Source organism: Gimesia chilikensis (assembly GCF_007744075.1).
In the GTDB taxonomy this organism is placed as follows: domain Bacteria; phylum Planctomycetota; class Planctomycetia; order Planctomycetales; family Planctomycetaceae; genus Gimesia; species Gimesia chilikensis_A.
The window spans coordinates 1234734-1258494 of the sequence record NZ_CP036266.1 but is presented as its reverse complement, the minus strand read 5'-3'; the positions used below and the strand labels follow the sequence as shown (position 1 = coordinate 1258494).

Genomic DNA, 23761 nt, shown 5'->3' with positions numbered 1-23761 from the left:
AGATGGGTGAGTTTTTCACCAAACTTTTTGACACATCAGATTATCCCCCCCGCTGGGATTGCGGGAACTGGAGCGACGGTGAAGGCTGGTTGCACATCCTGTCGGACATCGGCACCTGGTCGGCTTATACCGCGATTCCGATTGTGCTGCTGTACTTTGCCGCCAAGCGAAAAGATTTCCCGTTCACGAAACTGTTTGGTCTGTTCGCAGCGTTCATTCTGCTGTGCGGCACCGTGCACCTGGTGGAAGCGATTATCTTCTGGTATCCGATTTATCGGGTCTCGGGACTGCTCAAGCTGGCGACCGCTGTCGTTTCCTGGATCGCGGTGATTATTTTAATCCGCTATGCGCCGCGGATGCTGCATCTGCCTTCCATGATGGCGACCAACAAGCAACTGCTCAGTGAGATAGAACAACGCAAGCAGGTGGAACGCGATCTCCGCTGGCTGCAGGCCCGGTATGAAGCTTTTTTAAGCGGCACCAGCAGTATTATCTGGACGACGGATGCGCAGGGGAATTTTATCGTGCCCCAGACGTCCTGGCAGCGATTCACGGGGCAACCCTGGACTGAGCACAAAGACAGCGGCTGGCTGAATGCGGTGCTGCCGGAAGACCGTTCTGAAATCACGGGCCTCTGGAATTCATCAACGAAAGACCGGTCCAGCCGCCAGATCCAGGGGCACATCTGGCATGCGGAGAGCCAGAGCTATCGCCCGGTGATTACCGAAGCGGTTCCCGTGATCGATCAGTCTGGTCAGGTCCGGGAATGGGTGGGCACGGTGAGTGACATTCACGAACAGCGACGGGCGGAAGAGAGCCTGAGTGCCGCCGAGGCGCGGGCCAGCCAGCGACTGAAGGAGCTGGAACTGATTTACGAAACCGCCCCGGTGGGGATGAGTTTAATTGATCAGCAGCATCGCTGTCTGCGTATCAATGAGCGGCACGCACAGATGAACGGGATCTCCCGTCATCAGCAACTGGGCCGGCAGGTGGAAGAACTGATGCCGGGGATTGCCGATCAGATTCAGCCCCTGTATGAGACCGTGTTTGAAACAGGTAAACCGGTTGAGAACTACGAAATCTATGCCCAGACTCCCGGAGATGAGGAGCGTCACTGCTGGCTGATGAATTTTCATCCCCTCGTGGATGAAACGGAAGCGGTCTGGGCCGTCAGCTGTATCATTCAGGACATCACCGACCGCAAGCAGCTGGAAGAGACGTTGCGTAAAAGTGAGCAGGCGGCCTTGCAGGCGAACCTGGCGAAAAGTGAATTTCTGGCCAACATGAGCCATGAAATCCGGACGCCGATGGCTGCGATCGCGGGCTACGCCGACATGCTGCTGGAACGTCTGCAGGAGCCTGACGACCGGCAGTGTGTGATCGTTATGAAGCGGAACGGCGAATACCTGCTCGAACTGATTAACGATATTCTCGACCTGTCACGGATCGAAGCCGGGAAGCTGGAGGTCGAGCTCGAACCGGTATCTCTGCCGGTGTTGATTGGCGAGATCCAGTCGCTGATGCATGTGCGGGCACAAGAGAAAGAGCTGGATCTGACCGTCAAGTTCGTGGGCAAGGTCCCCGAGACGATCCAGACAGATTCAATTCGTCTCAGGCAGGTACTGATCAACCTGCTGGGCAATGCCATCAAGTTCACCGACGAGGGTGAAGTCCGACTGGGTGTGCGGCTCATCTCCGATTCCGAGCCTCCCGAGATTGAATTTGCAGTGCAGGACACGGGGATCGGCATCCCTGAAGAGCAGCAGAAAAAACTGTTCAAGCCGTTCTCGCAGGGGGACACTTCGGTGACCCGCGCGTATGGCGGCAGTGGGCTGGGGCTGGCGATCAGCAAACGGCTGGTAGGGATGCTTGACGGCTCGATCTGGGTGACCAGCGAGGTCGGCGAGGGTTCGGTCTTTCACGTACGGCTGCCACTGGATTCACTGGAAGATGTGCCGCTGATCGAACCGGACCTGACAACACTGTCAGCAGAAGAGACCGCTGCAGAGTCAGACGTGCTGCCCGTGCTCAACTGCCGGGTGCTGGTGGTCGACGACCGCCGCGAGATCCGCCACATCTGTCAGCACTTCCTGGAAAAAGCGGGCGCGACGGTTCAGCTGGCGCAAGACGGCCAGGCAGGCGTCGACACTATTCTGGCGGCCCGGGAGAGCGACGCGGCGTATGATGTCATCCTGATGGACATGCAGATGCCGCGCCTGGGCGGGCTGGAAGCCACCGCGGTTTTACGTGCCCAGGGGGTTGAGACGCCGATCATCGCGTTGACCGCGGATGCGATGAAAGGGGACCGGGAACAGTGCCTGCAGGCCGGGTGTAACGATTACCTTTCCAAGCCGATCGATCATGCTCAGCTGGTGGAGATCGTGTGGAAGTATTCCCGCAGGGATCAGCGAGAGGCTGAGTAGGGCTGATCTGTTATTTGTGAATGGACGTGGCACTCCGGCGGGAGGACACACAGGTTCTCCGCTACAATTCTGTTGCTGATTTTTTGCTGGCACTGACGGTTTCCTGCTCGCTGCGCTCGGCCCGAATTACATTCGGGCTCACCCGATGATGTGAGCGGAAGGGAACCCGTCGCCGGTTCTGGTGGTCAACGACAACCGTGATTACCGGCGGTTAGCGCCTTGCCGCTCACTGGGAGGAATGTGTGACGGTTAATCGTCGAGGTTCCAGACGGCCATGTCGTCGAGCAGGAGTGTGTCGCCTTTGAGGACGAAGCGGTAGCCGGTCTTCTGGCTGTCGAGTGAGGGATGCTGGCCGGCGACTTTCAAGCCGTTATCCAGTTGGGCCACGACCTGATCGCCCTGCATTTCGAGCTGCAGCGTGTACCACTGGTTGGGATCGAGTTTGCCTTGGGCTTTTGCCAGCGTAATCGGTTTTGATTTCGGGTCTTTCTTGTCTTTGTCGGTGCGGAGAATCATTCCATTCTTGTCGATCATCACGCGGAACAGATGCCCTTTGGGATGATTCAGACTCAGGTGAAAGAACTTTGCATCCTTGAGCTGAAACGAGCAGCGGAGCATGGAGTTGCGGTTCGGCAGTTTCCAGGTCAGCACGGCTGCATGTTTGTCGGCGGGCAGTTCTTTACCGACGAGCAGACCTTCCGAGACAGTCCATTCCCCTTTGTTGGCGCCCCACTGCTTGCCGAGTTTCTTCTGGTCGAATGCTTCACTCTGAGTGGGCTGACCGGTTTTGACCAGAGCCGGTTTGAGTGTGGCGTTCTTTTCCGCCTGTAATAATGCGGGAGCCAGAACCATCACAGCCAGACAGAAGCAGAGGGTTGATTTGAGCATCGCGGTCACTTTCCTGAAATGGGAATCAAGGGACGAGAAATGGCGGATGGCCTATTGTAAACAGGTGCGTTTCTTGAGGGCTATCAAAAACTGTGATTTATTGTGGGGAGGAACCACGAAAGACACGAATGGAAATCAGATGGGGGCTGGAGAAGAGATGCATCCGGTCATTTTAGATAATCGATCCGGGAGGGGGTACCGGATGTAATCCAGTATTGTCGCAGACAACAGGAAGTCTCTGCGAAATGGCCTACTGGTGATCGTTGTGCCTCATGCGGCTTGTTCATAGGAGACCTGGTTCTGAAATTGGATGCATGAGCTGCGACCTCTTGTTCGCTCCGCTCACCCCGAATTGCATTCGGGGCTACCCTTTTTCACTGTTTTCGATATGTCGATACCAGCCCTTTTTCTTTCGTGCTTTTCGTGTCTTTCGTGGTAGAAAATATTTCAAGCAATTCGTGGTCGCACCATCAGATCAGTTCGGCGATGGGGTCGCGGAGATCGAGCGTGTATTGCGGGCGGCCGGCGTGGTCGGGGATTGTGGTGGTGGCGGGGTCGATTCCCAGCTGGCGGTACAGGGTGGCGAAGACGTTCTGGTAGTGCAGCGGTCGATCGAGGGGGACTTCGCCCAGGCGGTTGGTGGAGCCGATGACCTGACCCGTTCGCATGCCGCCCCCGGCGAGGAGTGCACAGGAGGCCTGCGGCCAGTGGTCGCGGCCGGCGTTTTCGTTGATGCGGGGCGTGCGTCCGAATTCGCCCCAGGCGATGACGCTGACGTCATCCTGCAGACCGCGGTTATGGATGTCTTCCACGAGAGCGGTGATGCCCTGGTCGAGTTTCGCGAGCTGCAGAGGCAGACGGGCGAAGTTCGAATGGTGACGGTCCCAGCTGCCAAAGGAGAGCGTGACACAACGGACGCCTGCTTCGACCAGGCGGCGGGCCATCAGGAACTGATCCATCCAGTGTGGGCCGGCGTCTTCGCCGAACGCGGGTGAATCGTCGCCCCGTCCGTAACGGTCACGGAGTGCGGGTTCTTCTTTTTCGAGGTCCATGGCTTCCACCAGTTTGCTGGAGGTAAGCACATCGAAGGCCCGCTGGGAATAGGCGTCGAGACCGTCGTAGGCCTGATCCGCGGAGTGGCGGAAGGCATCGAAGCCGGCGAGTAACGCTTTTCGGTCACGGAGGCGATCGAGGGTGATGCTCTGCAGACGCATGTTGTCCATACCTTCGCCAGTCGGCTGCAGCGGGGCATGCGCTTTGCCCAGGAAACCGGGAAAGCCGGGATTACCGTACGGTTCGTGGCGGCTTTTGATGCTGAGTCCGACGAAGGGGGGCACTGCTTTATCGACCGGCCCCTGAACTTTGGAAACGACCGCGCCAAGGGAGGGATGCCCTGACTGCCGCTCTCCGTCGCCGATGGGCCAGCCGCTCATGCAGAGATCGGAGGCGTGCTGATCGGGGCATCCGTGCAGGGAGCGAATGACGGCGAACTTGTCCATCATCGCGGCCAGGCGGGGCATGTGTTCGCAGATCTGGATGCCGGGGACATTGGTGTCGATGGGGCGGAATTCACCGCGAATTTCCGAGGGGGCGTCCATCTTCAGATCGTACATGTCCTGGTGGGAGGGACCGCCGGAGAGGAAGATCATGATGATGGCTTTGTGGCCCAGCTTGCCGGCGGGAGTACCGGCCTGGTCTTGTGCTGCGAGAATCTGCGGAAGCGAGAGTCCACCCAGTGCCAGTCCGCCGATCTTGAGGAACTGCCGGCGCGAGCCGTTACACTGTCGCTGTGATGAGCCGGGGATCGAGAGCATCGCGGGGGTTCTCCAAACGGGCGGGACTCGGTAGTGAGCTGGCGGGTGGTTGCCGGTTCGGTTCTGACCAGCCAGGGTGAGCAGGAATATTGTACCGGTCGGAAAACGGGTCGGGAAGAGAAGTTGGCGGTGGTTCTGGATTACTAAAGGAGGTTTAGTTTGTGAGGTTTGACTACCACGAAAGGTGCGAAGGGCTTACTACCACGAAAAGCACGAAAGACACGAAAAGATCTTTCAGTTGTGATGGAGAGATGATGGCTGAAACCGGTCCTGAATTGTGTGAGTGAGCTGTGACCTCCTGCTCGCCCCGGATTGCATCCGGGGTTACCCGAGATGTATTTCCGGGGGCCATTGGAATTGGAAGCAAATTGTCTGTCTTTAGGCGGGCGACCACACAAGGGCGCCCCTACGCGTGGATCTTGGTTTGTGAAACACACCGCGGGTGGTCCCAAAGTTTTGAGTTGCCGCGGCGAGGCGATGGTTAATTCAAAGTGCTGCTTGATATTCAGTAGTGGTCGGTGTGCCGTGGATGGTCTTCGTCTTTTCTTGCTGGTGCCGATTTGTAGGATTGGTTGTTTCTGTTTTTTGATCTCGCAGGTAGAGGAGGTTGGCTGCCGGGGAGGGAGGGTTGACGCTCCCTGTTTTACCGGTGGCTGGCGCCATTCCGCTCACGGGGGGAGCTTTCTATGGAGGTCCATTGGACGTTGAAGCAAGTGGAGTGTCGCCAGGCGGGCAGGCACACAGGCACTGCCCCAACATCCTGTTTTGATCATGGGTCTGATTCTGCCGATCGGCACGGGGAGGTCAAGACAAAATTTTGTCCCGATGTGGCCGGATTTTGTCCTGGTGTGGCCTGGATTTTGTCCCTGTCTGGCCGGAGTGTGTCCTGGTCTGCCCTGAACATGGGAGGGAGCACAATGCGAATGTATGCGACAGGTTCCAGTGATCCGAGAGTGAACAGCGACGCCAATTCAGGTGTGAATGCGACACCAGTTCCGGCTGTTCCGGTGCACGCGAACCCGCCTCGCGCGCGAGCCAGAGGGGGAATACCATACGGATCGGGAGGGGCGGATCAAGTTCTATTTGTGCAGCGAGAGTGGGAACCGACACTGTGCATCAACGATGAAATTGGAGTGCGGTGTTTAACCCATGCGTCCGAACTGACGGTCGAGCTCGGCGTGGCTGAGCACCAGTGCGGAAGGCCGACCGTGGGGACAGTGGTGGGCATCGTCGATGAGGTGCCTCTGTTCGAGCAGGCTGTAGATTTCTTCCTGCGTCAGGCGCTGTCCCGCTTTGATGGCGGCTTTACAGGACATCATCGTGATGAGTTCATCCAGCAAATCGCGGCGGGAGGGCTGTTTGGCGTTGTCCAGGTTGTCGGCAATGTCGCGGACGAGCTGTTCGAGGTTCGCTTTTTTCAGCATCACGGGATAGCTGGTGACCAGCAGTGTGTTGCCGCCGAACTCTTCGATACCGAGTCCAAAGCTGGCGAGCATCTCAGCGTGGTCGAGGATGAGGGCGGTTTCCTTGGCGCTCATTTCGATGGTCAGCGGGACGAGCAGCTTTTGCGCTTCGACCGACTGAGAGAGTACGCGTTTGCGGAAGTACTCGTACATGATCCGTTCGTGCAGGGCGTGTTGATCGATGATGGTCAGCGCGCCTTTGACTTCGACGACGATGTAGCAGTTGAGGACCTGGATCGGTCTGAGATCGGCGGTAGCGGCTTCCGCGAACTGATCTGCGGGGCGATCGATGTCGGGAATGAAGGGAGCCGCAGGTTCAGCTGGTGTAGGAGATGCGTTCTCCCCTGCTCCAGCCTGTTCCTGTTCGCGCTGTTGCTGGAAGTGCGAGAGCGGAATCGCGTCGGCAGCGGTAAAGGGAGCCGCCAGGTCGGAGGGGGGCGAAATCATGCGGGCTTCGCCGCTGATTTTCTGAGCGGGAAGATCGTCGGCGACCTGTTTAAGCTGTTCCTTGGCCCAGGTCGTCAGTTCCAGCTGTGTCTGTTTCTGTTCGGGTGTCGGAACCGCGGGTTGCGACGGCTCGGGGAGGTCGCCTTTTTTCGAAAGCGACATCTGCGACTGCAGATCCATGCTGAGGAACTGGCTGCGGAGCGTGGAGAGCAGCTGCCGGTACAGCGACTGGCTGTCGCGGAAGCGGACTTCCGATTTCGTGGGATGCACGTTGACGTCGACCATGGACGGGGGCATGTCGAGATAGAGGAACGAGATCGGCTGGCGGCCGACCATGAGCAGTCCGCGATAGGCTTCGGTCAACGCGTGCTGCAGCGTGCGATCCTGAATCCAGCGACCGTTGAGGAACAGGTACTGTCCTTTGCGGGTCGATTTGTTTTCGCTGGGATGCGAGACATAGCCCCAGATGCGGACGTCTTCCAATTGCGATTCGACCCAGATCAGGTGGTCGGACAGTTTCTTGCCATAGAACAGGCGGAGCCGATCGATGAGGTTATCGGACGGCGGGAGATCGAAGATGACTTTGTTGTTGTGTCTGAGGACCATGTAAAGCCGGGGATGCGCGAGGGCGGCCCGGGTGAACTGTTCGCTGATGTGTCCGAATTCGGTCTTGGTGGTTTTGAGGAACTTGCGGCGGACCGGCGTGTTGGCGAACAGCTGTCGAACTTCGATCGAGGTGCCCAGTGGACAGCCGCAGGGTTGTGGTTTTCCGGGAGTGCCTGTGTTGACTTCGAACTCGAGTCCCTGTGTCTGGTCGGCGGTGCGAGTGCGGATGCGGAAGCGGCTGACTTCGGAAATGGACGCGAGGGCCTCGCCGCGGAACCCCATGGTCTGCACGCTGAAGAGGTCGTCCGCGTTGGAAATTTTACTGGTGGCGTGACTGGAGACGGCGAGCAGCAGGTCGTCGGGGTGGATGCCTTCGCCGTTATCGACGACGCGGATCAGATCGGCGCCGCCATTCATGATGTCAACTTCGATGCGGGTCGCGAGGGCATCGATGCTGTTATCGAGCAGTTCTTTCACCGCACTGGCCGGCCGCTCGATGACTTCTCCGGCGGCGATTTTATTAATCACGCTGGTATCGAGTTGGTGAATGCGGGAGAGCGATTGCACGGCGGCGGTCCGTTCCATGAGTTTGATCAGTCCGATTGATAAGAAATTGTGCCAGTTCCAGTTCTGTTTTTAACCGGAACGAGGCGGAATCGCAATGAAGGAGTTCAGCGATGATGAACAGAGTTAAACCAGTTTCACCCGGGAAGCGGGGCGTTATTTTCCCCAGCGCTGGTGAATCTCATGCCTGATTTCGAGATGATCGCAGATGCGGCCCGAGATGAAATCGACCAGGTCGTGAATGGTGACCGGGTTGTGATAAAAGCCGGGTGCTGCGGGCAGGATGGTAGCACCTGCCTGGGTGAGGCGGACCATGTTTTCCAGCGGGATCAGCCCGAGCGGGGTTTCGCGGGCGACGACGATCAGCTTGCGACGTTCCTTGAGGTGCACGTCGGCGGCTCGATGAATCAGGTTACTGCCGGAACCGGCGGCGATGGTGCCGAGGGTGCCCATGGAACAGGGGCAGATCACCATGCCTTCGGTCAGGAACGATCCACTGGCAATGCCTGCGGAGAAATCCTGGTAGTGGTGGTAGATCAGATCTCCCTGTTTGAACTCGGCCTCGCCCAGCACGGAACTGAGCGCGAAGCTTTCGCTGCTCGTGGGTTTCATTTTGCTGAGCACGCTGTCGCTGGGCTGACTATCGGGATCGGGGAGCAGCTGCTTGGGATCGAAGTTTTCCAGGTCGATTTTCAGACCGAGTTCGTGGCGCAAGACGTGTGCGGCGGCAGCACTGATGGTGAGATGCACGGTGCGGCCGGCGGCCATCAGAACTTCGACCAGGCGGACGGCATAGATGGCACCACTGGCGCCGGTGACTGCGACTACGACATTGTTGGACATGAGCGAGTACCTCGCGGTTGGATCGAAAACTTAAGAAGCGGGGGCAGCGGGTTTCACGCCGGTATAGAGGGTGGCGATACCAAACGTGAGCGGATACCAGCGGGTTCCTTCCAGGCCACACTCATCCATGATGTCGGCGAGCGCCTTGCCGTAGGGGAACTCCGAGACCGATTCGGGCAGATAGTTATAGGCGGACTGCTGGTTGCGGGCCAGCAGTTGTCCCATGCGGGGCAGAATATGTTTGAAATAAAACTGGTAGCAGGCGCGGAACAGCGGATTGGTGGGAATAGAAAATTCGAGCACCGCGACCTGTCCGCCGGGCTGGCAGACACGAATCATCTCTTTGAGCCCGCGACGGGTATCAGACACGTTCCGCAGTCCAAACGCGACCGAGACAATCTGGAACTGATTATCGCTGAAGGGGAGTTCCTGCGTATCGGCTTCGAGGAAGGTCAGCGCGTCGCTGTCGTTTTTGGTGAGCGCGAGCTGGAGCATTTCATGCGTGAAGTCAGCCCCCACGACGCGGTTTTTGCCGCGGGTCTTCTTGAGATACGAGAGCGCCAGGTCGCCGGTGCCGGTACAGACATCGAGAATAGGTGCTTCGCCGGCAGGGGCGACTTTCCGTACGGTCCGCCAGCGCCAGTAATAATCGACGCCGCCCGAGAGGAAATGATTCATAAAATCATAACGGGGCGCGATCTCACCAAACATCTGTTGTACGCGGGAACCGGTTTTATCTACATTCATAACGTTTCAATCAATTCTTCTGTAATCAGGCCAGACCGAGTTCATCCAGGCGGCTCTGAACCTGCTCTTGTAGTTCTGCGGGCATGCTCAGGGAGGCGGGCCAGGGACGCGGGTGCCCTTCCGCTGCGGATTTGCGGGTGGCATCCAGACCGAGCTTATGCCCGATCCCCTGCACCGGCATGCTGTGATCGTCGTCGTCGCCGGGGCCTTCGGAAAAAATCAGGTCCCGCCCCGGATTCACGTTGGTGCAGACGCGCGACCAGACGAGTTGTTCGTCCTGGACGTCGGTGTCGCTGTCGACCACCACGATCATCTTTAATGATAGTAACCGTTCCAGACTCCACAATGCATTTACCACGCGACGTGCCTGATGCGGGTAAGATTTTCGGATGCTCACAAATAACAGGTAGCGTCCCATGCCTGCGGCGGGGAAATGGACGTCGACGATTTCAGGGACCAGCAGTTTGAGCAGCGGCAGAAAGAGCCGCGCGGTGACCTGGGCGAACAGACCTGCCTCGGAAGGTGGAGCAGCGGGAATCAAAGCGGGCCAGATCGGATTGGAGCGATGTGTGACCGCAGACAACTGTAAAGGGAAAACTTCAGTGGGTGAACTATAGAAACCAGTGGGATTAGCGACGGGCCCCACGGTCATTGGATCTGCAGTTGTATCGATGAAGCCTTCCATTACGATTTCGGCCTGGGCGGGGACATCGAGATCGACAGAGCGACAGCGAACGAGTTCCAGTGCCTGGTTGCGGAGGAAACCGCTGAAGGCGTATGGATCGGTAATCGAAGGGAGTGGCGCATGAGCGGCGTAGAGACAGGTCGGATCGGCACCCAGGACGATGGCGACAGGCATCTGCTGCTGGCGGGCCTGGAATTGCTGCAGGAGCTGATAGCCGGCATCGTGCTGGCTCCAGCGGATGGCGAGCTGCTGATCGGAGATGACCTGAATCGGACGTGCGTCGACGAAGCGGTTCTTGAGTTCGGGATCCTGTGTGACGATCTGGCCGGCGGTGATTGTGGGAAACGCTTCTTCGGGCCAGTTCCTGAGCAGGGGAAACTCGCTCAGATTGACATCGCGGCCCAGTTTGACGACCTGCTGACAGGAGGCGGTTTTGACGGTGCGGGGTTTGATGTTGAGCAGCTGCGAGAACTGGGGAATGATTTTCAGGGAGTCGAACCAGCCTTCGGGGAGATCCGGTGCGACGAGTCCGGCGATGCGGTCGGCGACGGCGTCGAGGCTGTCGCTGCGGAGAATCTGGAGCATACGGGGGAGGCTGCCATACAGATTCGTGAGCACGGGAACCTTGTGGCCACGGACCTGGTCGAACAGGAGTGCGGGGGGCGGATCAGTCGAGGCGGTTTTGAGAACCTGCTCGGTGATGGCGGCGATTTCGAGTTCCGACTCGACGGGAGCAGAGACGCGGACGAGTTGTCCATGTTCTTCAAAGTCGGCGACAAAATCAGCCAGCTGGTCCGCGTTTATCATTCTGGTGCTGTTCATAGTAATTCAGGGAGGCTTTGTTTACAGTCAGGAATCATAACCGATTGCGGACTGTCAACAAATGATGGTGACTGTGAACCTTATAGAATATTCCGATTCTGAAACAACCATCTTTCCGGAAAAGTGAACCATGCTGCAACGATTTCTGCTGCTCTGGCTGATACTGCTATCAGGTGTCGCTGTCATCTGGGATGACGTCGTCCCGGGAGATTTTCATCCCTTTCACGATTCACAGCCGTACCTGGGATATCTGTTTACCGCGACCATGTTCGTGATCGGTTCACTGCTGCCTCGGGAGGAAGTGCGTGAGGTCTTCCGACGCTGGCATACCGTATTGAGTGGCACATTTGTGCAATACACGTTGATGCCGGGCCTGGGTTACCTGATGAGCCTGTTCTTTCTGGACCAGCCTGAATTGCGGATCGGAATTATCCTGGTGGGATGTGTGCCGGGTGCGATGGCTTCGAACGTGCTCACGCTGACGGCGCGGGGTAACGTGAGTTATTCGGTCTGCCTGACAACCTCGGCAACGCTGCTTTCGCCTCTGGTGGTGCCTCTGTTTCTGTACCTGGCGGTTTCGGGAACGGAAATCGACGCCGTTCAACTGGCGAAGAACAGTTTTGTCAATCTGCTGACCCAGGTGGTGCTGCCTGTGATTACCGGGCATCTGCTGTCACTGCTGGTTGGTTCGTTTCAGAGGGTGATGCAGCGTTATGGAGCGACGTTTGCGAACTTCTCGATCCTGTGGATCATCGCCACGATTATCAGCCTGAACGCGGCGCGGCTGCAGCAGGTGTTTTTCTCACTGGCGCTGGTGCTGCTGGTGATCAACCTGCTGGGGTACCTGGGAGGGTACCTGTCAGGAGTGGCATTCGAACTGGACGAAGCGAAGCGGCGGGCACTGACACTGGAGGTCGGCATGCAGAACGCAGGACTGGGTGCGGTGCTGGCGGGGCAATTGTTTCCCGATCAGGAATTGATTGCGCTGCCACCCGCACTCTATATGTTTGGCTGTATGTTGACGGGAACGATTCTGGCACAGATCTGGTCGCGAAGAACGGCGTCCCAGGCAAAACAGGTAGAAGGGTCAAACGAGTAAACGGTGTCGCTTAGGTTTCTTCCAGCCGTGCTTTGAGTTCATCACGTTCTTTTTTCGTAATATCGAGGTCGAACATGAGGTATTTCACATCGAGGCGGAGTTGTGCGAGTGCTTCCTGAATCAGTCCCAGAATGCGGCGGCGGCGTTTCACGGACTCAACCACACGGGAGTAGGAAACTTCGAGGTGCACCTGATGCTCCCGAGGCAGCTCGGCAATTTTCTTGCCCAGGTCAATGACTTCGCGAGGGAGGCTGGCACTATCGGAATCGTCTGTCAGTCGCATATTCATCAGTTTCTATTTCTCAGTTGAGACCTTCGATTGCTGCTCAATCCATATTTCAGATGGAAAACTCACGGTACCAATAGAACAGATTTCATGCCGAATATGAATCTTTAATTAAACAATCACAGTAAATCATGATCGCACAGAGACTTAGCAAATACAGCACAAAAAGCATCTGTTCAGACAGTTTCGCAAAAAAGCGAGGCTTCGTATTGGCCCAGATTGCAATTTCATCTAAAATCACTGAGGTTTATCGCTCGATTCAGGCGATTTACCGAAGGGTTGTATTTTAACAACGTGGCTGTTGCCGATGTGCAACAAAAATCGGACAGGGCTCAACATTTCGTAAAGAATGCTGAACGGTGATCTGTCTGCTGAAGCTGGGAAAAGTATGACTCCAGTTTGGTTTAAGATCGAAAGCGATCTGAACCTGCAGACTGATCAAAACCGGACTGACCGGTACAGTTTCAAGATCTTTTTATCCCAGGATGGGGCTGAGAACAGGCATTGATGCCAGGAAAAATCGGTGAACTGATTTCAAGAACGTGGGTTCTGCTGCTCGTTCTCCCGCTGGTTTTATCAGTACCGCTCTCGTTGCGCGCCGAGTCTTTTGAAGCCGGCTTTGATGACACCTCCCGTGTCAGCTGGCAGGTCCGCCTCGATCCCAACATGGCCCGCAAGAACTGGCATGTCCGCAATACGACGGCTCAACATGCGGGCGCTGCCTGCGAGCATCTGCAGGTCTCAACGGGAAATCTGGGATCGCTGATCGAGTTATCGCATGCACTGCCGGCCAGCCGGATTATCAATGAACTGACGGTCTCACTCTGGCTGAAATCGAACCGCCGGGGTACACGGATTGGACTGGAAGCGGTGCTGCCCCACCAGGTGGACCCGGAAACCGGCGCTGCAGCACGCATTTATCTGATTGGCGACACCTATACCGACGAAGGACAGTGGCAGAAACTGAAGTGCACGACTTCAGAGCCTCTGGTGAATCAGTCGCTGGGACTGTTACGGGGCCGCAGCAAACTGCGCCAACTGGATACACGCGAGATGTATGTGGAACGGGTGCTAGTCGTCACCCGATCCTCTTCGGATAAAGTGGAATTCCTGATGGATGACCTGAAGCTCTCACCCATCGTCCATCCGAATGAGACAGTACTGCAGACTGCTGCCGCTTATCAGAAAGAACAGGTCAAACCGATTGTCGAGTTCCTGCTGGACCGGGTTCAACTGCAGGGGAAACCGATGTTTCCGCGGATGTCCCGCTATCATGGCGAGAACCTGGCCACGATGAAACAGGCGGGCCTGAACGTGATCTGGGCCCCCCAGTTCGACGACTACAATTTTCTGGGACAACTCCGCAGCCAGGGTCTGTGGGCGATGGCCACCCCGCCCCGACCCCAGGACTCGCAGGGATCGTTTCTCCCCTCTCGGGATGCGACGCTGATCCCCTTTGATGAGCAGACCGCACCAATCATCTTCTGGAATCTGGGAACCCGAATCCCCGGTCATCAGTGGAACGAAATCCGCAGCCGCGTCGGTCAGATTCAGAGTGCAGATCAGCAGTTCAAACGTCCCATCATGGCGGACGTGCAGGGCAAAGAACGACAGATCTCACGTGAAGTCTCGATGATCGGTTCCAGTCCGCGGATTCTGAACAGCGATATCAGCCTGCTGGACTACCGGCAAACTTTGATCGAAAAAACACAGGTTGCACCAGGCCGATTTCTGTGGACCTGGATCCAGACGGAACCGACGGCAGCCAACAGTCAATGGCGGGAGACTGCGAATAAACTGCCGATCGTAGTGGAACCGGAACAGATTCGCCTGCAGACCTATAGCGCACTTTCCACAGGTTGCAGGGGGGCAGGCTACTGGACCACCAGCAGACTGGATGAGACCTCTGCACCAGGTGCTCTGGAACGAAAACTGGCGATTGAGCAGTTGAACCTGGAGATCGACCTGATCGAGCCCTGGCTGGCAGCGGGAACCGTGATTTCACACGTTCCCTTTAGTCTGAGACAGCGTGAAACGCCCCAAATCGGTCAGCTGGGAGCTGACTTCAAGACCGCCGGCAAAGATCGCCTGATCCGTGACGAGCGCCTCGCGGAGCGGGAAATGCAGCTGCTCAGGGAAAAACAGACAGCGGAGGAACTGCAGGCCGCCGTGATTCAATCCGAGTTCGGAACCCTGATTCTCCCGGTCTGGTATCGTCACGATGCCCAGTTTGTTCCGGACCAGATGGCGGGGAACGACGCGACTATCGTCATTCCAGGCGGAAACGTTTCTGCTTCTGTCTGGGAAGTGAGCACCACCGAAATTCGTAACCTGGACCGGAAACGGGTCAACGGTGGAGTGCAGATCCGCATTCCCAAATTTGATATGACCTCGATCATCATCATGACGTCGGATCAGGGCTTGATCGAAAATCTGCGACGGAAAATAGCCGGGATCAGTGCTCAATCCGCAGAGGCCTGCGTGCAGATGAGCAGTGCCAAGCTGAAACGCTGCGAACAGACGAATGCGTTACTGGTGAATATGGGAGTCAGCCAGATTGCCCGCCTGGATGGGCCGGCGATCCTGGAACGTTCCCGCAAACTGTCTGCCCAGGCAGAACAAACCCTGGCGAGCAAAGATTATCACCGCGCGCGAGTTCAGGCCCGCGATGCGATGCAGCTGCTGCGAATTCTGCAAAGAAGTCAGTGGCGGGAAGCGACCCACAATTTTGATTCCGCAGTCACCAGCCCTTACACGATTGCCTACAGTACCCTGCCCGACCATTGGCGGATGATCGAACAGATCGGCCGCAGTTCCGGTAAGATTCAGTCGAACCTGCTGCGTTCCGGTGATTTCGAAGACATCGACACCATGACAGCGGAAGGCTGGAAGCATAAACAGAACCCGATTACTGGAACTCAGGCGATCGCGGAGCTGTATCCCCGCGACCGGAAATCCGGAAACTTCAGCCTGCGACTGCTGGCTGCTCCGATCAACCGGGGTGAAGTGCCTGCGTATATCGAGGATCCGCTGGTCAAAGTGACCACGCCTCCCCTGGAGGTCCGCAGCGGCCAGATCGTGCATATCACAGGCTGGGTGAAAGTGAGCTCCCCGATCATCGGTCACACCGAAGGGGCCACGCTGGAAGACAGCATTATGGGTCCGGGAGGGGCGTTGCACTGGAATGCGCAGAGCAGCTGGCAGAAGATCGACGTCATCCGGGAAGTCCCCCGAAGCGGAACCTTCACGCTGTCGATGTACCTGTATGGGCTGGGGGCAATCCTGTTTGATGATCTGCGGGTGATTGCCTATACACCCGAACCCAGGCTCTACCAGCAGACCAGCGGGAGTGAATCTCCTTCGAATTCCCCCCTGAGTCCCTGAGGGGCGCGCTGCATTTACTGAAGAAAGTTCTGAAACTAACTTCTTTCACTGTCAGATGATAGGCAGACTATGCGGGAGGCCGTCCGAACATCCACAGACAATCGTGTCTGAGGCAGCGCGGGACACTTGAAGGTGCGGGCAGAACTTGATAATAAACAGTATAGAAACAGAGTGAAAAGCTGTCTCAATGTTTGAATACTCTGGGTAACACGTTCTGAATGGCCGGAAGCCTGATTCCATTCTCTCTAAACTCCTTCCGGTACTCTGCTGCTCGTCTGACGTGATGGAAACAACCTCTCGCTAATTCCGGGAGAGCGTTACAGACTGATCAGGGTCAAGCTGAGGGCGACTTCGGCCTGACCGGATGCATTCAGAATTATCATATTTTCAACTTTTTACTGAACAGGAACAAACCAATGCCGATTGCCACCCCAGCTCAATACGCCGCGATGCTGGATGCCGCTCAAGAGGGCAGCTATGCCTATCCCGCGATGAACGTGACTTCACTGCCGACCATCAACGGAGCCCTCAAAGCATTTGCCGATAAAAAATCAGACGGAATTATTCAGGTCTCCACCGGTGGTGGCCAGTTCGCTTCCGGTCTGGACCCGAAGGATGCGGTTCTGGGTGCAATCATTCTGGCAGAGGCCACGCATCGTCTGGCAGAAAAATACGATGTGCTGATCGCATTGCATACCGACCACTGTCAGCCCGGCAAGGTCGATTCCTTCCTGAAGCCGCTGATCGCAGAAACCGCCCGTCGCCGGGAAGCTGGCCTGCCGAACCTGTTCCAGTCTCACATGCTGGACGCTTCAGAACTGCCCTTAAAAGAAAACCTGGAACTGTCAGTCGACCTGCTGAAACTGTGTGCCGAGAATGAAATCATTCTGGAAGTGGAAGCGGGTGTTGTTGGTGGTGAAGAAGACGGCGTCGATAACTCCGATCAGCCCGCCGACAAGCTCTACACGACTCCCGAAGACATGGTTGCCGTATACGAAGCTCTGAACGGTCTGGGTCGTTACATGTTCGCTGCCACCTTTGGTAACGTACATGGCAGCTACAAACCGGGTGCTGTCAAACTGCGTCCGGAAATTCTGAAAGCCGGTCAGGAAGCTGTCATGGCGAAGTACGGCAAAGAAGCCGAATTCGACCTCGTATTCCACGGCGGTTCAGGAACTCCCGAAGACCAGCTGCGTGAAACTCTGGAATACGGCGTTGTGAAAATGAACATCGACACCGACACCCAGTACGCCTTCACCCGTCCTGTCGTTGATCACATCATGAAGAACTACGATGGTGTGCTGAAGATCGACGGCGAAGTCGGTAACAAGAAAGTCTACGATCCACGTAGCTACCTGAAAGCTGCCGAAATGGGTGTTGTCGAACGTATGGGCGAAGCCTGCGACGACCTCTACTCCTCAGGCAAAACGATCTTCGGCAAGGTCTAATCCTACAAGCCGAAAGCGTAAAATGCTGATATCAAGTGAGCTGTCTCCAGGCGGGGCAGCTCACTTTTTTTATCGCCGCAGAAGTTATTTAGAGCGGGTCACATCCATTTTGGACATGTTGGCCAGGCGGACTACGAGGATTTTCTGGATGTCTTCCTTTGATCCTTCGCCACGGAAGAAGAGTCGGCCGGCTGAGTTGGCGGGAACATCGTCGGTGGCAGTAATGATGGCCATTTCGCCGACATTCAGTGTGACTTCGAACTTCTGATTATAGAGTGGGCTGGTATTCTGTCGGTTTTCCAGCTGCCAGCCAATATTGGTAGCGGTGCGCCTGAGCTGTTGCGCACCGTAGTGGACCTCGGGTGTAAACTCCAACCGGGCCCAGCCATCCTGCATTTTATGTGCTTTGACGCGGAACACACAGCGGGCCTGTTCGAATTCTTTGACCTCGAGGGGCTCTTCATCGTCGTCTGTGATCAGATTCAGCGTGCACTTGTCAAACAGCTCGCTGGTCTGAATATCAGTGGGTACCCCGGATCGCAGCATCAGCCGTCTACCGGAGAGCAGCAGCGATTCTTCTTCCTTCTTGATACCGCCGAAATGTGATTTCAATCCCAAGAGCGTCTGCAGTGCCATCGGAGGCACCGAGCTTACGTGGCCGACCCGCAAACCGTTCTGGTTCAGTTTTTCCTGGTCGGTCAGTTGAATCGCACCGATTTCATCGACTTCGTTCCAGAGGGCAGACCCGAGCAGCGGATCGGTCACCGGACGTTCGACGAACACAATTTCCACCTGCATCGCGTCCTGTGAGACGGGTATGGATGGGAGCTTGTTGACGGTGTTCGTTTCCGTATACTTACCCAATCCCAGTACGGCCCCTTCACGCATCAGCGCGCAGCCGGTAATCAACAGAGCCAGCCAGGCCAGTGTGAGAAACAGTAAACAGAATTTAAGGGATACTAACTTCATGGAAAGGGTCAGAGATCTGGTTGAGAGCGAAGAACGCAGAGATGCTGTTGTCCGATGGACGGGAAGGGATGGGGAGTCTATTACTATTCAGGATTTATGTCAATTTGAAATTGGAGAATGCTGTCTGTGGCTGCTCAGATGACGAAAAACGTTTTTTTCCTAGGGACAATACAGCAGGAAGTCTTTCTCAGCACCGGCTCATATTGCCTTGTTTGACAGCTCCAGCTATGATCTGCGTGCTTTCACGCCTCGAACCGAAAACGATATTCAACCGAACAGTTTATTTGGTGAAACCGGTTCGATTTCTAACCAGAACTGCGAACAAAACTCATGGCTACTCAATCTCTTAAGGAACAGCTGCCCGACCTGCGTGTCGGTTATGGCCAGGACTGTCATCGTCTGCAGGCGGAATATCCGCTGATCCTGGGAGGGGTGGAAATTGATTTTGAACTGGGTCTGGTTGGACACAGTGATGCGGATGTTCTGCTGCATGCAATCACCGATGCCCTGTTGGGAGCAGCCGGTCTGGGGGATATCGGCGAGATGTTCCCCAATACCGATCCCCAGTGGAAAGGCGCCGATTCCCGGAAACTGTTGCAGGCTGCCTTTGCAGAAGTTCAGCAGGCCGGCTGGCAAATCATAAACCTGGATTGCACAATTTCGGCGGAACGTCCTAAACTAGCCAGCTATAAGCCACAAATACGCCAGTCGGTTGCAGAGACACTGCAGCTCGACACACAACAGGTCAACATTAAAGCCAAAACGGGAGAACGGGTCGGACCGGTCGGAAGACAGGAAGCAATGACCGCCGACGCTGTCGTTCTGCTGCGACGTTAGAACTCGTTTTTTGAGAACAGGAAGAAATTCAGGTATCCAGGAATATGACGCTAAGAATTTACAACACGCTGAGTCGCAAAAAAGAAGATTTCCAGACGATCAAACCAGGGAAGGTCGGCATTTATCTCTGCGGCCCCACGGTTTACAAGCATTCGCACATCGGTCACATGGTCGGCCCGGTGATCATCGACACCATCGCCCGTTACCTGAAGTACAACGGTTATGAAGTCAAGTTCGTCAACAACATCACGGACATTGATGACAAGCTGATCAATCGGGCAGCCGAAAAGAACATTTCGGTTGAAAAGCTGGCGGCCGAGATGACCCAGGATTACTTCGATAACCTGGAAACAATGGGCATTGATACCATCACCGATTTCCCCAAAGCAACCGACTACATCGACGCGATGCTGGAAATCATCCAGACGCTGATCGACCAGGGGAACGCTTACCCGCTGGACGGCGATGTCTATTTTTCAGCGGAGTCAGACAACAACTACGGATGCCTGAGTGGTCGGAAGATCGAAGAGATGATTGCCGGCACCCGTGTGGAAGCCAACGACAAGAAAAAGAATCCGGCTGACTTCGCTCTGTGGAAGAAATCGCGTCCGGGTGAACCGGCGTGGGACAGCCCCTGGGGTCCCGGTCGCCCCGGCTGGCACATCGAATGTTCCGCGATGAGCCGCAAACTGCTGGGTGATTCTTTCGACATTCATGGCGGCGGTCTGGACCTGATGTTTCCCCATCATGAAAACGAACGAGCCCAGTCCGAATGCTGCACCGGTAAGACGTACGTGCGTTACTGGGTGCACAATGGTCTGATGCAGGCCAGCGATGCAGCCGGCAAAGTCGGTGGTCAGCACGATCGTCACGGAGACGTGGTCGTCGATCAGCAGGCACAGGAAGCCGATAAGCTCTCCGGTTCCAAGGGAGCCGCTTCCGTGAAAGAACTGTTCGCGGTGCATCCCCCCGAAATCGTGCGTCTGTTCCTGCTCTCCACGCATTACCGCAGCCCGATTGCCTTCAGCGATGAAAACATCAGTGAAACCGGCAAGGGCATGGAAGGCTTTTATCGGTTCTTTGAAACATTTGAGCGAATCACTGGCGAAAGCTTCTATGACCTGGCAACTGCCCAGAAGCGGGACGAATCTGTCACGCTGGAAGGGGAGCCGGGCGAATACTTCCAGCAGCTGGCTGAACTCCGCCAGCGGTTCTGGGAAGCGATGGACGACGATTTCAACACCAGCGGTGCAATCGGCGTCCTGTTTGAACTGCGTTCCGCATTAAACGCGTTGATCCACGAACAGAAACTGGACGGTCCCGGCAAAGATAACGAGCAGATGGTTGCCGCTCTCAAAACAGGTGCCTGCCTGTTGAAAGAGCTCTCCAATCTGCTGGGCGTCTTCCGCAAAGCCCCCGTGAAAGAACAGGGAGCCGACGATGGTCTGGTCAACCAGTTGATGGAGCTGATCATCGATATCCGCAAGGATGCCCGCACCAACAAGAATTGGGACATTGCCGACAAAATCCGCGATGGACTGGCTGCCTGCCAGATCACTGTGGAAGACCGTCCCGAAGGCAGTTTGTGGCGGCGGGGGTAATTCCGCCGGGCACCTGTTTCGAACGGAGTCGTTTGAGCACATATGAAGGCAAACTCGACAATGGATGATGAAGAGTTGACACCTGCCACACGGTATCTGGGAATTGACCCGGGCCTGAACCGCACGGGTTACGCCCTGCTGGAACAGTCGGCCCGGGGTCCGGTGCTGTGCGAGGGAGGCATCATCCGTTCGAACCAGGAGATGAACCTCGCGGCGCGGGTGCATGAAATTGCCTCGGGAATCCGGGAAGTGATTGCCGAGTATCGCCCTGACGTGATGGTCATCGAGCAGGTGTTTACGACTCCCAAATTTCCCAAAAGTTCGATCATCATGGCGCATGCGCGCGGCGCTATCCTGTTTGCCGCCCACGACGCCGGCGTCCCCGTGGTGCATTACACTCCCACGCAGATCAAACGCCTGATTACGGGCAGTGGCCGTGCATCGAAAGAACAGATGCAGCATGCGATCAAAAACGAACTCGGATTAAAAACCATCCTGGAACCGAACGACGTCGCCGATGCCTTCGCAGCAGCGCTGTGTCACTACCATACGATTCGTGTGGCCTGCTTCTGAATTAAACACTCTTATCCCCTGAGAACAGCATTCCCATGATTACAAATATCCGTGGCCAATTGAGCGAACTGAGTCTGACCGAGGCGATCATCTCGGTGGGGGCCTTTGACTATGAAGTGTTTATCCCCGAGTTTGTCCGTCGTCAGCTGCAACCTCTGATCGGTAAAGAGGTCAGTCTCAAAACCATCGAATACATCGAGGGGAACCCGCAGAAAGGGCGACTGACTCCGCGGATGATCGGTTTCATGAGCCATGCGGAGCGGGAGTTCTTTGAACTGGTCTGCTCGGTGGATGGCGTGGGCGTCAAGAAAACGCTAAGGGCCATGGTGCGTCCCGTGAAAGAGGTCGCCACCGCGATCGAAGAAAAAGACATCAAGCAACTCACGACACTCCCCGGCATCGGCCCCGCGGTGGCAGAACGGATCGTCGCCAAGCTCCGCCGCAAGATGGCCAAGTTTGCCCTGATTGTCGCCAAGGAATTCCCTGCCGATGAAGCACAGACCGATGTCTTCGGCGAAGCCTACGAGGCGCTACTCAGTCTGGGATATTCCGCAAACGAAGCCCGCGACAAGGTAGAGACCATGGCCGAGGATGGCCAGAAGTTCAAAAGCATCGAGGAGTTCCTCACCGCACTCTACCAGCAGGAACGCAACTGAAATCGGGCCCTCAGTGTCGTTTCAACGCCGCTGATCAATCGTTGCAACTGCTACAGTCCTCATCTTTGACGCCGAACTGCCTGCATCTGGTACCTGTTCGCATCTTCCCGTTTGTCCTTCGCTGCGCCTGACATAGCTTTGATGAAGCTAGCGACCCTACGGGGAGGAATGCGCAGACAGCCATTCCGCATGCCACGACTGTGATCGTAGCCCCCCTGACCTGAAAGCATCAGAACAGCGTCTCAATCCTATGGTTTCAAAAGCTGCTGACAAGAAAAACAGTCCTTACACCGCGCTGGATATTGACCGCCTGCGTATCGGGGTTACCCTGCAGGCTCCCATTTATGAGGCGGAAGCCGAAAAAAACATCCTGCTGCTGGCCCGCGGTAAGAAAATCACTCAGGCATATATTGAAAGCCTGAAAAAGCGTGGTATCCGCAGCGTGCGGGTCCACGAACGGGACCTGTCCAATCTGATGCTTCCCGAAGGGGAAAGCCAGCAGTCAGAACCAGGGTCGGCGCGAAGACTCAAACGCCGACGGACTCAACTGCGCACCAGCGTTTCCAGCAGAAAGCGTCAGGCGCCTGAAACCCGACAGGCAGGATCCCCCTGGCAGATTCAGACCAGTTCTTTCCTGCACCAGGTCAGTCCGGTTCAAACCACGGACTACGTCCCTGCCCTGCAATCGAAATACCACGAACAATTCCGAGTACTGACCAAAGCGACCGGGGAGATCTACAAACAGCTGCTGATCACAACCAGTGTCAGCATGTCACAGCTCAATAACATGACTGATGTTTCTCTCGCACAACTGTCTGATGATCTGGACCTGTTTGTGCTGGAAGGGACGGCACCTGTAGAGGATGGAAATCTCTGCAGACACGGCTTGCAGATGTCGAGCCTGGCCCTGGCGATGGGCACACAGTTGGGACTGGACCGCGATACATTATCGCAGCTCTCCATCGGCTGCCTGTTACATGATGTGGGCATGCAGAAAATCACAGCCTGCACTTCGCTGAGCCACGAGCCTGCCAGCCAGCTCGAACGACTGGAAGTGAAAAAACATCCGATTCTCACCTACGACCTGCTCAATCAGCTGCATGAAATTCCGATGGTCTCCCGGATGGTGGCTTACCAGATTCACGAACGCTGTGATGGATCGGGTTATCCGCGCGGGCAGCAGGGGAATCAGATTCATCCTCTGTCCAAAATTGCCGCCGTTGCCGATGAATACATCAATCTCGTTTCGGACCATGCACTGTCTCCAGGGTTACTGCCCTACCAGGCTGCGGAACAGCTGATTTTCGACGCCGCCCACGGCAAACTTGACGTCCAGGCAGTTCGCGCTTTACTGCAGTCCATTTCACTCTATCCGGTCGGATCACTGGTCGAGTTGAATAACGGTCAACGGGCCCAGGTGATACGTACCAATCGACAGCACTACGGCACACCGATCGTCAAGCTGCTGGATGGTAGCAACAATGAGACGATTCTCAATCTGCTGGCACACGATGATCTCACCGTCGTGCGTGCTCTCTCCCGGAATGATCTGCAGCCTGCTGCGGAAACTTCTGAGGCAGGTATCATTTGCCAGCCGGTGTAACTC

17 protein-coding genes are annotated in these 23761 nt (G+C 56.2%); 9 read left to right on the top strand and 8 right to left on the bottom strand.

Translation table 11 applies throughout. From position 1 onward, the window contains the following. The first annotated feature begins 2 nt into the window (after positions 1 to 2). On the top strand, positions 3 to 2423 hold the full coding sequence (locus HG66A1_RS04940; protein ID WP_145181121.1) for a PAS domain-containing hybrid sensor histidine kinase/response regulator: 2421 nt from the start codon (positions 3 to 5) through the stop codon (positions 2421 to 2423). A gap of 249 nt (positions 2424 to 2672) precedes the next feature. On the opposite strand, the gene HG66A1_RS04935 is transcribed toward HG66A1_RS04940, so the two are convergent. From HG66A1_RS04935 to HG66A1_RS04910, 6 genes are all read right to left on the bottom strand, one after another. Beyond that, the gene (locus HG66A1_RS04935) at positions 2673 to 3311 is read right to left on the bottom strand and encodes a hypothetical protein (RefSeq protein WP_145181120.1); all 639 of its coding nucleotides are present in this window, start codon (positions 3309 to 3311) and stop codon (positions 2673 to 2675) included. A gap of 470 nt (positions 3312 to 3781) precedes the next feature. Beyond that, positions 3782 to 5125 carry a DUF1501 domain-containing protein gene (locus HG66A1_RS04930; RefSeq protein ID WP_145181119.1) on the bottom strand — a complete coding sequence of 448 codons (1344 nt, stop codon included), beginning with the start codon at positions 5123 to 5125 and terminating at the stop codon, positions 3782 to 3784. Positions 5126 to 6267: 1142 nt separating this feature from the next. After that, positions 6268 to 8226, bottom strand: coding sequence for a DNA mismatch repair endonuclease MutL (mutL, locus tag HG66A1_RS04925; RefSeq protein WP_145181118.1), 1959 nt, complete (start codon positions 8224 to 8226; stop codon positions 6268 to 6270). A gap of 135 nt (positions 8227 to 8361) precedes the next feature. Further along, a complete protein-coding gene (locus HG66A1_RS04920) occupies positions 8362 to 9048 on the bottom strand; it encodes a UbiX family flavin prenyltransferase (RefSeq protein WP_145181117.1) in 687 nt (228 codons plus the stop codon). A 30-nt stretch (positions 9049 to 9078) separates the two neighbouring features. Further along, positions 9079 to 9795: a bifunctional demethylmenaquinone methyltransferase/2-methoxy-6-polyprenyl-1,4-benzoquinol methylase UbiE gene (gene ubiE / locus HG66A1_RS04915; protein WP_145181116.1), complete on the bottom strand. Its 717-nt coding sequence runs from the start codon at positions 9793 to 9795 to the stop codon at positions 9079 to 9081. A 25-nt stretch (positions 9796 to 9820) separates the two neighbouring features. After that, complete coding sequence (locus tag HG66A1_RS04910; protein ID WP_197996984.1) at positions 9821 to 11287, bottom strand: UbiD family decarboxylase; 1467 nt, start codon at positions 11285 to 11287, stop codon at positions 9821 to 9823. Positions 11288 to 11432: 145 nt separating this feature from the next. Between HG66A1_RS04910 and HG66A1_RS04905 the strand changes: the two genes are divergently transcribed. Continuing rightward, the gene (locus tag HG66A1_RS04905) at positions 11433 to 12401 is read left to right on the top strand and encodes a bile acid:sodium symporter family protein (protein ID WP_145181114.1); all 969 of its coding nucleotides are present in this window, start codon (positions 11433 to 11435) and stop codon (positions 12399 to 12401) included. 10 nt (positions 12402 to 12411) lie between these two features. Here HG66A1_RS04905 and HG66A1_RS04900 read toward each other — a convergent pair whose 3' ends face one another. Next, positions 12412 to 12690, bottom strand: a complete 279-nt coding sequence (locus HG66A1_RS04900; protein ID WP_145037118.1) for a transcriptional regulator — start codon at positions 12688 to 12690, stop codon at positions 12412 to 12414. A 504-nt stretch (positions 12691 to 13194) separates the two neighbouring features. Between HG66A1_RS04900 and HG66A1_RS04895 the strand changes: the two genes are divergently transcribed. Together HG66A1_RS04895 and fbaA are read left to right on the top strand one after the other, a co-directional pair. Then, entirely contained in the window at positions 13195 to 16071 is a 2877-nt protein-coding gene (locus HG66A1_RS04895) for a hypothetical protein (RefSeq protein WP_145181113.1), read from the top strand. Between the two features lie 416 nt (positions 16072 to 16487). Continuing rightward, the gene (fbaA, locus tag HG66A1_RS04890; protein WP_145037114.1) at positions 16488 to 17519 is read left to right on the top strand and encodes a class II fructose-bisphosphate aldolase; all 1032 of its coding nucleotides are present in this window, start codon (positions 16488 to 16490) and stop codon (positions 17517 to 17519) included. Between the two features lie 84 nt (positions 17520 to 17603). Here fbaA and HG66A1_RS04885 read toward each other — a convergent pair whose 3' ends face one another. Then, on the bottom strand, positions 17604 to 18488 hold the full coding sequence (locus HG66A1_RS04885) for a hypothetical protein (RefSeq protein ID WP_145181112.1): 885 nt from the start codon (positions 18486 to 18488) through the stop codon (positions 17604 to 17606). 330 nt (positions 18489 to 18818) lie between these two features. On the opposite strand from HG66A1_RS04885, the gene ispF reads away from it, so the two are divergent. The 5 genes from ispF to HG66A1_RS04860 all read left to right on the top strand — a co-directional run bounded on the left by ispF (position 18819) and on the right by HG66A1_RS04860 (position 23758). Further along, on the top strand, positions 18819 to 19325 hold the full coding sequence (gene ispF, locus HG66A1_RS04880; RefSeq protein ID WP_187782032.1) for a 2-C-methyl-D-erythritol 2,4-cyclodiphosphate synthase: 507 nt from the start codon (positions 18819 to 18821) through the stop codon (positions 19323 to 19325). 44 nt (positions 19326 to 19369) lie between these two features. Further along, positions 19370 to 20926, top strand: a complete 1557-nt coding sequence (gene cysS, locus HG66A1_RS04875) for a cysteine--tRNA ligase (RefSeq protein ID WP_145037111.1) — start codon at positions 19370 to 19372, stop codon at positions 20924 to 20926. Positions 20927 to 20968: 42 nt separating this feature from the next. Then, the gene (ruvC, locus tag HG66A1_RS04870) at positions 20969 to 21499 is read left to right on the top strand and encodes a crossover junction endodeoxyribonuclease RuvC (RefSeq protein ID WP_232106754.1); all 531 of its coding nucleotides are present in this window, start codon (positions 20969 to 20971) and stop codon (positions 21497 to 21499) included. Between the two features lie 35 nt (positions 21500 to 21534). After that, positions 21535 to 22155, top strand: a complete 621-nt coding sequence (gene ruvA, locus HG66A1_RS04865) for a Holliday junction branch migration protein RuvA (protein WP_145037109.1) — start codon at positions 21535 to 21537, stop codon at positions 22153 to 22155. 250 nt (positions 22156 to 22405) lie between these two features. Further along, positions 22406 to 23758: an HD-GYP domain-containing protein gene (locus HG66A1_RS04860; protein WP_145181111.1), complete on the top strand. Its 1353-nt coding sequence runs from the start codon at positions 22406 to 22408 to the stop codon at positions 23756 to 23758. Positions 23759 to 23761 lie beyond the last annotated feature (3 nt).

Coding starts and splice junctions, on each gene's coding strand:
- HG66A1_RS04905 (WP_145181114.1), top strand. CDS start 11,433: ATGCTGCAACGATTTCTGCTGCTCTGGCTGATACTGCTATCAGGTGTC.
- HG66A1_RS04860 (WP_145181111.1), top strand. CDS start 22,406: ATGGTTTCAAAAGCTGCTGACAAGAAAAACAGTCCTTACACCGCGCTG.
- ubiE (WP_145181116.1), bottom strand. CDS start 9,795: ATGAATGTAGATAAAACCGGTTCCCGCGTACAACAGATGTTTGGTGAG.
- HG66A1_RS04895 (WP_145181113.1), top strand. CDS start 13,195: ATGCCAGGAAAAATCGGTGAACTGATTTCAAGAACGTGGGTTCTGCTG.
- HG66A1_RS04930 (WP_145181119.1), bottom strand. CDS start 5,125: ATGCTCTCGATCCCCGGCTCATCACAGCGACAGTGTAACGGCTCGCGC.
- ruvC (WP_232106754.1), top strand. CDS start 20,969: ATGAAGGCAAACTCGACAATGGATGATGAAGAGTTGACACCTGCCACA.
- HG66A1_RS04920 (WP_145181117.1), bottom strand. CDS start 9,048: ATGTCCAACAATGTCGTAGTCGCAGTCACCGGCGCCAGTGGTGCCATC.
- ispF (WP_187782032.1), top strand. CDS start 18,819: ATGGCTACTCAATCTCTTAAGGAACAGCTGCCCGACCTGCGTGTCGGT.
- cysS (WP_145037111.1), top strand. CDS start 19,370: ATGACGCTAAGAATTTACAACACGCTGAGTCGCAAAAAAGAAGATTTC.
- HG66A1_RS04935 (WP_145181120.1), bottom strand. CDS start 3,311: ATGCTCAAATCAACCCTCTGCTTCTGTCTGGCTGTGATGGTTCTGGCT.
- HG66A1_RS04885 (WP_145181112.1), bottom strand. CDS start 18,488: ATGAAGTTAGTATCCCTTAAATTCTGTTTACTGTTTCTCACACTGGCC.
- HG66A1_RS04900 (WP_145037118.1), bottom strand. CDS start 12,690: ATGAATATGCGACTGACAGACGATTCCGATAGTGCCAGCCTCCCTCGC.
- ruvA (WP_145037109.1), top strand. CDS start 21,535: ATGATTACAAATATCCGTGGCCAATTGAGCGAACTGAGTCTGACCGAG.
- HG66A1_RS04940 (WP_145181121.1), top strand. CDS start 3: ATGGGTGAGTTTTTCACCAAACTTTTTGACACATCAGATTATCCCCCC.
- mutL (WP_145181118.1), bottom strand. CDS start 8,226: ATGGAACGGACCGCCGCCGTGCAATCGCTCTCCCGCATTCACCAACTC.
- HG66A1_RS04910 (WP_197996984.1), bottom strand. CDS start 11,287: ATGATAAACGCGGACCAGCTGGCTGATTTTGTCGCCGACTTTGAAGAA.
- fbaA (WP_145037114.1), top strand. CDS start 16,488: ATGCCGATTGCCACCCCAGCTCAATACGCCGCGATGCTGGATGCCGCT.